Genomic DNA, 10,238 nt, shown 5'->3' with positions numbered 1-10,238 from the left:
GCTTCTTCCAGGGCCGCCGTCCCGACGGTTCCTTCCAGCAGTCGCCGGAGCAGTACGACCCGGAGTCGTGGGGCGGGCACGGGCAGGGCGGCCCCGCCGTGGACGCGGCGCACGAGGCCGTCGCGCTCCAGCCGGGCGATGTCGCGGCGCACGGTGACGGGCGTGACGCCGAGCGCCTCCGTCAGGTCCGAGACGCGCACGACGCCGTCACGCCGCAGGGCCAGCAGGAGGTGCTGGCGGCGCGTCTCGGCGAGCGGCCCCCGGCCCGCGAGCGTGCTCACGCGACCACCTCGACCGTGACGACCGCGGCACCGCGGGCCGTGCCCGGCAGGTCCAGCGCCAGCCGCGTGACGGCCGCGCCCCACACGCGGACGAGGAGCGGGTCGTCGAGGAGCCGGCGCTCGAGGCGCGGCGCCAGGACGTCCCCGCCCTCCCGCACGTCGTCGGTGAGGAGTCGGCCGGTGACCCGCACCCGGCGGCCGCCCCCCTCGACCGGTCGGACGAGGACCGCCCCGTCCGCCTCCTCCACCTCCCCGGCCAGCACCAGGTGCAGCACGCCCGCCGCCGTCGCCCCCGGCGCGGGCTCGAGGTCCCAGCGGTCGACCACCTCGACGACGTCGCGCTCCCGGTCGAGGGCGACCTCCCGCCACCACGAGCGCACGTCGTCCCGCGGGTAGGCCGCCGCGAGGTCCATGCGGACGCCCGTGGTGGCGCCCGTCGCGTCCGCGCGGACGCCCACCCCCCGCGCGGCGCGGTCGCGCCCGACCGCCTGCGGCGTCCCCCGCACCTCGGGGACGCCGTGCCAGCTGCTCTGCATGGTCCAGATCGTGTAGCGGTCCGGCCCGAAGGTGGCCGCCGTGTACGTGGGCCGGCCGACGTCGACGAGCACGGGCACGCCGTCGAGGGCGACGGCCACCGCGCCGACGTCGTTGTGGTTGTGGTTCTCGCCGTTGTGGCCGCCCTTGGCGACGACCGCGAGGCCCGCGCTCGTCCCTGGCTCCCGTCGCGCCACGAGCACCTGCGTCGAGGGGAACCACGCCTGCCGGGGGAGCGGCGAGCCCGTGGGCCGGGCCGCCGTCCAGGCCGGGTCCGCGAGGGCCTGCAGCAGGCGGCCGAGGCCCTGCCGCTCGGCGGCCAGCGGCTCCCCGGGGCGCCGGTGGGCGGCGGCGTGCCGGCGGGCGTCGTCGTCGCCGACCACCTCGGCGGCGCGGTGCAGCGCTCGCCACGGGAGGTCGGGCTCCGCGCGCGCCGAGGCGTCGGCCACGTTGGCGTACCAGTCGCCGCCCAGGTGCATCCGGTGGGGGAAGGCGACGGACGCGGCCAGGGCCGGCGGGACGGCGCCGAGGCGCCCGTCGCTCGCGGCGGCCAGGAGGTCGAGGTCCTCGAGCGCCCGGCAGGCCCCGTTCCACCAGTAGCCGGGGCCCTCGTCGATCGCCCCGTCCGCGGGGAGGTCGTCGAGGTACGTCCGCAGCCCCGCCAGCGCCAGGGCGAGCACGGCGCGGCGCTCCTCGTCGCGCTCCGGGCCGAGCAGCGCGAGCGCCGCGACGACCACGGCGCCGTGGATCCAGGGGTTCCAGTTGTGCACGTCGCCCGGCGTCCCCAGCCAGTGCCAGTCCCGGCGCTCGCAGAAGGGCCGGAGCACCCGGCGGTCGACCTCGGCGCGCAGGTTGCCGCGCAGCCCGGGGTGCGCGGCGTCGAGCTGGTCGCCGAGGAGGTGGTCGAGCCAGGCGAGCTGGGAGACGACCTCGGCGGCCCCGAGGTCGAGGAAGGGCCGCGCGGTGTCCGGGGCCACTCGGCCCCGGGCGGGCGCGTCGTCGTGGGCGGGCCAGCACCACGTCGTCTGCTCGAGCAGGAGCGTCGTCCCGTCGGCGACCTCGTCGACCCACGCCCCGTCCAGCGTGGTCGCGGCCGCGACGACGGCGCGGCTCAGCCGGTCCTGCCGCGCGAAGACGGCGTCCTGGTACTCCTCCCGGTCCCCGTCGCGGGTGTACCGCGCCAGCGCGCGCGCCGACGGCCAGGGCCAGGGACGGCCGAGGTCGGCCTCCGCCCGGCGCACGAGGGCGTCGACCGTGGCGACGTCCAGCGCCCCGCGCGCCGGGTCCCACCGCGAGCGGTCCGCGGCCCGCGGCAGGGGGAGCGCCTCCTCCGCGGGCGCGAGGAGGCCGCGGAGGGCGTCCGGGCCGGCGCGGGACGCGCCGGGGCCGGGGGACAGGTCGTGCGGGGGAGTGGACATGGAGCCCCGTCGCTCGGAGTGGTCGCGCCGGCGGCCCTCGCGACCGTCGGCGCCGAGTCCGAGGAGCCCGCCCGGCGGGCTCCTCGATGTTCGATCGTGATCGTAGGAGATCGTTCTCCGCGGTGAAAGGCTTGACAACGGCGCGGGAAAGCGCCTTCACTCGTGCTGTCCGATCAGGTCCGCACCGGAGCGAGCACGCGCAGCGCCGGTCGTGCCTCCTGCGGATGGTCGCTTCGACGGTGAAGGGCCGGTCCCCGACGCGGACGTCGGCGGGGGCGGGTGCTCGCCGGGGCGGCGCCCTGGCACCCCGGCGACCACGAGGGCCCGACGGCGGGCTCGTCACGAAGGAGAACGACATGAAGCGCTCGACCACCATCGCCGTCGGCGTCGTCACGGCCGCCGCGCTGGCCCTCGCGGGCTGCGGCGGGGGCGACGACGCCGCCGCGCCGGCCGACGGCCCGGTGACGCTCACCCTGGCCGGCTGGAGCCTGTCGACGACGCCGGAGTTCCAGACCCTCGCGGACGCCTACCACGAGGTGGACCCGGACGTGACGATCGAGGTCCAGGAGTACGACGCCACCAACTACGACACGCAGATGACGACCGACCTGGCGGCCGGCACGGCCCCCGACCTGTACGTGCAGAAGAACCTCAAGAACTTCTACACGTACCAGAGCGGCGCGCAGCTGGCGGACCTCAGCGAGGTGGCGTCCACCTACGACGACAGCACCGCCGGTCTCGACTTCTACGCGGTGGACGACGGCACCTACGCCATCCCCTACCGCCAGGACGCCTGGTACGTCTACTACAACAAGGACCTCTTCGCGCAGGCCGGCGTGCCCGAGCCCACGGGCGAGTGGACGTGGGACGACTACGCGCAGACGGCCCTCGACCTGCAGGCCGGCCTCGACGCCGCCGGCAGCGACGCGCACGGCGCCTACCAGCACACCTGGCAGTCCACCGTCCAGGGCTTCGCGCTGGCGCAGACCCCGGGCGCCGACCTCGCGAGCGGCGACTACTCCTACATGGAGCCCTACTACGAGCGGTCGCTGCGCCTGCAGGACGAGGGCGCCCAGGTGGGCTTCGGCACGGCCACGACGAGCTCCCTGACCTACCAGACCGAGTTCGGCACGCAGCAGGCCGCCATGATGCCGATGGGCAGCTGGTACGTGGCCACCCTGCTCGCCCAGCAGGAGAGCGGCGAGGCCGACGAGTTCTCGTGGGGCATCGCCCCGGCGCCCCAGTACGACGACTCGACCTTCGACGCCCCGGTGACCTTCGCCGACCCGACGGGCATCGGCCTCAACCCCGCCGTGGACGACGCGAAGCGCGCTGCCGCGGAGGACTTCCTCGCCTTCGTGGGCGGCGAGGAGGCCGCCCTCGCCCTCGCCGAGATCGGCATCACGCCCGCGTACACGTCCGACGCGGTGACCGAGGCGTTCTTCGGCCTCGAGGGCGTGCCGACCGACGACCTCTCCCGCTTCACCTTCGCCGAGAGCGAGGCGCGGCCCGAGAACCCCGTCTCAGTCTCCACCACCGTGGTGCAGAACATCCTCGGCGAGGCGCACACCGAGATCATGTCCGAGAGCTCGCCGGTGGACCCGGTGCTGGAGGAGGCGGGCAGCCGCGTCGAGAGCGAGGCGCCCACCTCCTGACCGCCCCGTCCCGGGGCGCGCGAGCGCCCCGGGACGCCTGCACGCCACCGCCCGACCCACCCCAGGAGAGCCCGATGACGACCGAGACGGCGACGCGCGGGCGTCGCAGGGGGCGGGTCGCGCTGCGCCGCTCCGTGACGGGGTGGAGCTTCATCCTCCCCAACTTCCTGGGCTTCGGGCTGCTCACGCTCGTGCCCGTCGTGGCGCTCTTCTACATCGCCTTCACGTCGTGGAACGCCTTCGGCACCGCGCCGTTCGTCGGCCTCGACAACTTCCGGCGGCTCGTCGGCGACGGGAGCTTCCACGTCGCCCTGCTCAACACGCTCTACTACAGCGCCCTGCACATCCCGCTGACGCTCGGGCTGGCGCTGGGGCTCGCCGTCCTGCTCAACACGAAGCTGCGCGGGGTCGCCTTCTTCCGCACCGCGGCGTTCTTCCCCTACATCACGAGCATCGTCGCGATCGCCGCGGTGTGGAACATGCTCTACAGCCCCGAGGTCGGGCCCATCAACCAGGTGCTCACGAGCATCGGCGTCGACGACCCGCCGGGCTGGACGACGTCGGCGCAGTGGTCCATGCCCGCCGTCATCGTCGTCGGCGTGTGGCGCGAGATGGGCTACTACATGATCCTCTTCCTCGCCGGCCTGCAGACCATCCCGCGCGAGCTCTACGAGGCGGCGCGGGTGGACGGCGCGAGCGCCTGGCAGCGCTTCCGGAACGTCACGCTGCCCGGGCTGCGCCCGACGACCTTCTTCGTCGTCGTCATCCTCACCATCGGCAGCCTCAAGGTCTTCGACCTCATCCTCGTGCTGACCGACGGCGGCCCGGGGCGCTCGACCCTCGTGCTCTCCCAGTACATCTTCCAGAAGGGCTTCGAGGAGTACCAGTTCGGCTACGCCTCGGCGATCTCCATCGTGCTCTTCCTCCTGTGCGTGCTCGTCACCGTCGTCCAGTTCGTCATCAACCGCCGGAGGGACGCCTGATGGCCGGCCGCAGCAGCGCCACGTCGCTGGAGGAGCAGGGGGCCGAGCAGGGGGGCCGAGCGGTCACGACGCCGCTGCCGGAGGCGGCGCCGTCGCCCGGCCCGCAGCCCCGGCGCGGCCCGCGCCGTCGCGCGACCACCGTCGGCCGGGCGGTCGGCTACGTCGTGCTCGCCGTCGCCGCGGCCGCCGTCCTGCTGCCCTTCTTCTGGATGGTGACCTCCAGCCTCAAGGAGAACAACCAGGTCTTCACCGTCCCCATCCAGTGGGTGCCCGAGACCTTCCGCTGGCAGAACTACGTGGAGATCTTCCAGCGCTCGGACCTGCTGACGTGGGTGAAGAACACCCTGCTGCTGTCGGTCGCGGTGACGACCCTGCAGGTGCTGACGGGCAGCTTCGCCGCCTACGGGTTCTCGCGCGTGCGCTTCCCGGGCCGCGACGCGCTCTTCCTGCTGTACGTGGCGACCATCGCGGTGCCGTGGCAGGCCTACATGATCCCGCAGTTCATCATGCTGTCCGACGTCGGCCTCTCCGACACCCTCTGGGCCATCATCGCGCTGCAGACGTTCAGCGCCTTCGGCGTGTTCCTCATGAAGCAGTTCTACGACACGATCCCCGAGGAGCTCAGCGAGGCGGCGCGCATCGACGGCATGTCGGAGTACGGCATCTGGCGCAAGATCATGCTGCCGCTGTCGGTGCCGGCCATCGCCACCCTCGTGCTGCTCACCTTCGTCAACACGTGGAACGACTACCTCGGGCCGCTCATCTACCTGCGCAGCCCCGACCTCTGGACCATCCAGCTCGGCCTCAAGACCTTCGTCAGCCAGTACAACGCCGACTACGCGCTCATCATGACGGGCTCGGTGCTCTCGGTCCTGCCCATCGCCGTCATCTTCATGCTGGGGCAGCGGTACTTCGTCGAGGGCATCGCGACCAGCGGCATGAAGGGCTGACGGTGGCCTCCTCGACGGCGGCCCGGTCGGCCGGGCCGCCGCAGGGTCCGGCCCCGGAGCCGGGCGGGCCGGCGGCCACGGCGGGCACCGTCTTCACGGCGCTCTTCGGCTTCGCGCACCTGGCGCTCGTGACGAACCTGGCGCTCGTCGTCGTCACGGCGCCCTTCCTGCTCGTGGTCCTCTCCGAGCGCCCGCTGGCGTCCTGGCCGGCGCTGGTCGTCACCGCGCCCCTGCTCGGCCCCGCGCTCGTCGGCGCCGCGGGGGCCTTCGCCGACCACGCCGCCGACGGCCCCGGGGCGCCGCTGCGCGCCTTCGCCCGGGCCTGGTGGCGCGGTCTGCGCCGCGGGCTCGCCGTCGCGGCCCTCGTGGTCGCGGCCCTGGCCGTGCTCGTCGTCGACGTCGTCGCCGTCTGGGGCCTGCGCGCGGGCGCGGTGGCCGTCCCCGTGCTCGTCGTCCTCGCCGTCCTCGTCGTCGTCACGGGTCTGGTGGCCCTCGTGGCGGTGGCGGATCCCGCCGGGCGCTGGGCGGGCGTGGCGGTGCCCCGCCTGCTCCTGCTCGCGGCCGTCCGCGCCGTGCGCCGCTGGTACCTCGCCGCGGCCTCGCTGGCCGCGCTCGGCGTGCTCGTCACGGCGGTGGCCACCTCGCCCGTCCTGGCGCTGGGGCTCGCGACGGCGCCCGTGCTGTACGTCGTGTGGGCCGGCTGCCGTTTCGCGCTCGAGCCCTCGCCCGGCGACGGGCGCGGCTGACCGGGCCGGACGGGTCACCGGGTCGGACGGCTCACCGGGTCGGGCGGCTGGCGCCTCCGCCCAGGACCGGCGACGCCCTCCGCCCCACGGGGACGGAGGGTGTCGACGGTGGTCGCTCAGCCGCGCGTGCGCGCCATGTGCTCCTCGAGCGTCGCGCGGGCGCCCTTCTCGTGCAGGGAGGCCAGCGCCGCCCGGTACGGCGTCGTGAAGGCCTCCTGCTCGGCGAGGTCGCCGAAGAGGTCCGCGTCGCGCAGGAAGGCGAGGTCGTCGCCCTCGGTCTGGGCCCTCGCCGCGGCGGTGCGCCCCTCGGCGTCGGCGTCGACGACCTCGATGGGCTGCCCGTCCTCGTCGACGCCCTCGGCGTACCGCGCCCACGACGCGACGACGAGCGCGGCGTGGTCGACCGACCGGCCGGCGGCGAGGTTCTCGCGCACCACCGGCAGCAGCCAGGTGGGGATGCGGTTGCTCGAGTCGGCGCACAGGCGGGCGAGGGTGTCCCGGACCTCCGGGTTGGCGAAGCGGTCGACGAGCCCCGGCTTGTAGGCGTCGAGGTCGACGCCCGGCACCGGCTCCAGCGTCGGGGTGGCCTCGTCGTCCATGTACGCCAGCAGGAAGCGCGCGAAGAGCTCCTCCTGGCACACCTCGTGGGCGTAGCGGTGGCCCGAGAGGTGGCCGAGGTAGCACAGCGCCTGGTGGCTCGCGTTGAGCAGCCGCAGCTTCATGAGCTCGTAGGGGTGGACGTCGTCGACGACCTGGACGCCGGCGTCCTCCAGCGGAGGACGCCCGGCGGCGAAGCGGTCCTCGAGCACCCACTGTACGAAGGGCTCGGCGACGACGGGCCACGCGTCCTCGACGCCCAGGCGCTCGGCCACGGCGGCGCGGTCCTCGTCCGTCGTCACCGGCGTGATGCGGTCGACCATCGAGTTGGGGAAGGGCACCTCCGCCTCCACCCAGTCGGCGAGGTCCCCGCCCGTGCGCTCCTCGCGGGCCCGCGCGTAGGCGGTGATCATCCGGTGCGCGACGTCGCCGTTGCCCTGGATGTTGTCGCAGGACATCACCGTGAAGGGCCCGGTGCCGCGCTCGCGCCGGCGGCGCAGGGCCTCCGTGATGAAGCCGAACGTCGTCTGCGGGGCCTCGTCGCCGGCGAGGTCGGCCTGCAGGCGGGGGTCGCGGGTGTCGAGCTCCCCGGTCACCGGGTGCACGTGGTAGCCGCCCTCGGTGACCGTGAGCGACACGACGCGCACGGCCGGGTCGGCCATCCGCTCGAGCACGGCCTCGGGGTCGTCCGGGGCGAAGAGGTAGTCGTGGATCGAGCCGACCACCCGCGGCTCGTACGTGCCGTCGGGGTGCTTGAGCACGAGCGTGTAGAGGTGGTCCTGCGCCGCCATGATCTCCGCCATGCGCCGGTCGCCCGGCAGGACGCCGACGCCGCAGATCCCCCAGTCCAGCGCCTCGCCGCGCTCCATGAGCCGGTCGAGGAACATCGCCTGGTGGGCGCGGTGGAAGCCGCCCACGCCGAAGTGGACGACGCCGGTGCTCACCGCCCCCCGGTCGTAGGACGGGACGGGCAGCCGGTCGCCGAGCGACGCGAGGGTGTCGGCGGACAGGGCGGTCGGGGCGGTCATCGCGGAGGACCTCCGGGGTGGGGGAGCGGGGGGCCGGGCTCGGGCGCCGGACGCCTCACTTCACGGCGCCGAGCGAGAGGCCCTGGACGAGCTTGTCCTGCGCGGCGAAGCCGGCGAGGAGCACCGGGAGCGACACGATCGTCGCGGCGGCGGACACCTGCGCCAGGAAGAGGCCCTGGCTGGTGACGAAGCTCGTGAGGAAGACGGGGGCCGTGCCCGCCACGACGCCCGTGAGCGACCGGGCGAGCAGCAGCTCCTGCCAGCTGAAGATGAAGCAGATGAGCGCGGTCGCGGCGATGCCCGGCATGGCCACCGGGGCGACGACGCTGCGCAGCGTGCGGATGAGGCCGGCGCCGTCGAGCTGCGCCGCCTCGAGCATCTCCACCGGCACCTCGGCGAGGAACGAGCGCATCATCCACACCGCGATGGGCAGGTTCATCGCCGTGTAGAGGGCGATGAGCAGGCCGATCTGGTCGAGCGCGCCGGACCACACCGCGAAGATGTAGAGCGGCAGGACCGCGGCGACGATCGGCAGGAAGCGCGTCGACAGCAGGAAGAAGAGGACGTCGGACCACTTCTTCACGGGCCGGATCGACAGGGCGTAGGCCGCCGGGATGCTCAGCACGAGGACGAGCACCGTCGAGACGACCGAGGCCGTCGCCGAGTTGATGAGCGCCGGCCACGCGTTGCTGTTGCCGAAGAAGCTCTGGTAGCCGTCCAGCGTCAGGGGGGCGAAGAGCGACGGCGGGTTCGTGGCGGCGTCGACCTCGCTGTGGAAGGAGGTGAGCACCATCCACAGCGCGGGCGAGGCGAAGAGCAGGCCGACGACCCACGCCAGCACGCCCCAGAGCGGGTTGGGGCGGCTGAGCGGCGAGTGCTTGCGGTAGGTCTGGCGCGGCGGCGCCGCGTCGACCTCGGCGGCGGTGGCGGCCGGGGCCACCTCCTGCGCGCCGGTGCGGCGGGCGCTGCCCGGCTCGGACTGGTGCTGCGTCCCCGAGGTGGTCATCAGCTCTCCTCCTTGAGCAGCGACGAGACCGAGCGCAGGGCGAAGGTCGCCACGATGATCGTGCCGATGACGACGATCACGCCCTGGGCGGCGGCCAGGCCGTAGTCCTGCCGCACGAAGAAGGTCTGGTAGATGGTGTACGGCAGGTTGGCCGTGCCCAGCGCGCCCGACGTCATCGTGAAGACCGCGTCGAAGTTCTGGACGATGAAGATGGCGCCGAGGGTGGCGCCCAGCTCGATGTAGCGGCGCAGGTGCGGCAGCGTGATGTAGCGGAAGGCCTGCACGGGGCTCGCGCCGTCCATCTTGGCGGCCTCGAAGGCCTCCGCCGGCCGGCTCTGCAGACCCGCCAGCAGGATGAGCATCATGAAGGGCGTCCACTGCCAGATGAGGGCCGCCTCGATCGACAGCAGCGGGAACTGCGTGAGCCACGCCACCTGGGGCGGGTTCTGGCTGCCGAACAGGCCCCACACCCACGTCAGCACGCCGTTGATGAGGCCGTAGCTCGGGTTGAGGATCGCGTGCTTCCACAGCAGCGCCGCGGCGACCGGGACGACGAGGAACGGCGCGATCATCATCGTGCGGACGACGCCGCGGCCGAAGAAGTGGCGGTCCAGCAGCAGGGCGATGAGCAGGCCGAGCACGAGGCTGACGCCGACGACGACGATCGTCAGGACGATCGTCGTGAAGACCGACGACCGCAGGCCCGAGTCGCTGAAGACCTGCGCGTAGTTGCCGAAGCCGGCGAAGCCGCGCTCGTCCGGCCGCAGCGCGTTCCAGCTCATGAACGAGATGACGATGGTCGTCGCGAACGGCAGCTGGGTCATGATGATGACGAAGACCAGCGCCGGCATGAGGGGGGCTCGGCGGACCCAGCCGGCCTTGCGGGACGCGGCGCGCTTCTCCTGCGGTGACGGGTCCTGCAGGACGGTCCGCTGCTCTGCGGTCGTCTCGCTGACGCTCATGGGCTCTCCTGCGGTGGGGAGTCGGGCCGGCGCGGGCTCGGACCGGCGGGTGCCCCGTGCGTGCGGGCGGGGCGGGCG

Annotated in this window: 9 protein-coding genes; 4 read left to right on the top strand and 5 right to left on the bottom strand. The window is 73.8% G+C overall.

Annotation, left to right across the window (positions count from 1 at the left end; translation table 11 throughout):
* Both HLB09_RS08660 and HLB09_RS08655 read right to left on the bottom strand, forming a co-directional pair.
* Nucleotides 1-281, bottom strand: a 281-nt coding sequence (locus HLB09_RS08660) for a DeoR family transcriptional regulator (protein WP_171202992.1), incomplete at its 3' end; no start/stop codon positions are given.
* Nucleotides 278-2,233, bottom strand: a complete 1,956-nt coding sequence (locus tag HLB09_RS08655; RefSeq protein ID WP_171202991.1) for a heparinase II/III domain-containing protein — start codon at nt 2,231-2,233, stop codon at nt 278-280. The genes HLB09_RS08660 and HLB09_RS08655, both read right to left, overlap by 4 nt.
* A 356-nt stretch (nt 2,234-2,589) precedes the next feature.
* Between HLB09_RS08655 and HLB09_RS08650 the strand changes: the two genes are divergently transcribed.
* The 4 genes from HLB09_RS08650 (at nt 2,590) to HLB09_RS08635 (ending at nt 6,567) form a co-directional block, all read left to right on the top strand.
* A complete protein-coding gene (locus HLB09_RS08650) occupies nt 2,590-3,888 on the top strand; it encodes an ABC transporter substrate-binding protein (protein WP_171202990.1) in 1,299 nt (432 codons plus the stop codon).
* Nucleotides 3,889-3,962: 74 nt separating this feature from the next.
* Nucleotides 3,963-4,871, top strand: a complete 909-nt coding sequence (locus tag HLB09_RS08645) for a carbohydrate ABC transporter permease (RefSeq protein ID WP_171202989.1) — start codon at nt 3,963-3,965, stop codon at nt 4,869-4,871.
* Nucleotides 4,871-5,821, top strand: coding sequence for a carbohydrate ABC transporter permease (locus HLB09_RS08640; RefSeq protein ID WP_171202988.1), 951 nt, complete (start codon nt 4,871-4,873; stop codon nt 5,819-5,821). The genes HLB09_RS08645 and HLB09_RS08640 overlap by 1 nt, the downstream gene beginning before the upstream one ends.
* 2 nt (nt 5,822-5,823) lie before the next feature.
* Nucleotides 5,824-6,567 carry a ferredoxin-NADPH reductase gene (locus HLB09_RS08635; protein ID WP_171202987.1) on the top strand — a complete coding sequence of 248 codons (744 nt, stop codon included), beginning with the start codon at nt 5,824-5,826 and terminating at the stop codon, nt 6,565-6,567.
* A gap of 116 nt (nt 6,568-6,683) precedes the next feature.
* Here the strand turns inward: HLB09_RS08635 and HLB09_RS08630 are convergent, their stop codons facing one another.
* The 3 genes from HLB09_RS08630 to HLB09_RS08620 are packed head-to-tail and all read right to left on the bottom strand — an operon-like array spanning nt 6,684 to nt 10,160.
* Complete coding sequence (locus tag HLB09_RS08630) at nt 6,684-8,192, bottom strand: mannitol dehydrogenase family protein (protein ID WP_171202986.1); 1,509 nt, start codon at nt 8,190-8,192, stop codon at nt 6,684-6,686.
* A gap of 55 nt (nt 8,193-8,247) precedes the next feature.
* Nucleotides 8,248-9,198, bottom strand: coding sequence for a carbohydrate ABC transporter permease (locus HLB09_RS08625; RefSeq protein ID WP_171202985.1), 951 nt, complete (start codon nt 9,196-9,198; stop codon nt 8,248-8,250).
* A complete protein-coding gene (locus HLB09_RS08620) occupies nt 9,198-10,160 on the bottom strand; it encodes a carbohydrate ABC transporter permease (protein ID WP_171202984.1) in 963 nt (320 codons plus the stop codon). The genes HLB09_RS08625 and HLB09_RS08620 overlap by 1 nt, the downstream gene beginning before the upstream one ends.
* Between the last annotated feature and the right edge of the window lie 78 nt (nt 10,161-10,238).

The organism is Pseudokineococcus marinus (genome assembly GCF_013004605.1).
GTDB classification, from domain to species: domain Bacteria; phylum Actinomycetota; class Actinomycetes; order Actinomycetales; family Quadrisphaeraceae; genus Pseudokineococcus; species Pseudokineococcus marinus.
Note: the sequence above shows the minus strand (reverse complement) of the source record. Positions and strands in the feature narration are given on the sequence as shown.

Bases quoted from the DNA above. Each gene is read 5' to 3' on its own strand.
- HLB09_RS08655 (WP_171202991.1), bottom strand. From the start codon at position 2,233: ATGTCCACTCCCCCGCACGACCTGTCCCCCGGCCCCGGCGCGTCCCGC.
- HLB09_RS08650 (WP_171202990.1), top strand. From the start codon at position 2,590: ATGAAGCGCTCGACCACCATCGCCGTCGGCGTCGTCACGGCCGCCGCG.
- HLB09_RS08645 (WP_171202989.1), top strand. From the start codon at position 3,963: ATGACGACCGAGACGGCGACGCGCGGGCGTCGCAGGGGGCGGGTCGCG.
- HLB09_RS08640 (WP_171202988.1), top strand. From the start codon at position 4,871: ATGGCCGGCCGCAGCAGCGCCACGTCGCTGGAGGAGCAGGGGGCCGAG.
- HLB09_RS08630 (WP_171202986.1), bottom strand. From the start codon at position 8,192: ATGACCGCCCCGACCGCCCTGTCCGCCGACACCCTCGCGTCGCTCGGC.
- HLB09_RS08625 (WP_171202985.1), bottom strand. From the start codon at position 9,198: ATGACCACCTCGGGGACGCAGCACCAGTCCGAGCCGGGCAGCGCCCGC.
- HLB09_RS08620 (WP_171202984.1), bottom strand. From the start codon at position 10,160: ATGAGCGTCAGCGAGACGACCGCAGAGCAGCGGACCGTCCTGCAGGAC.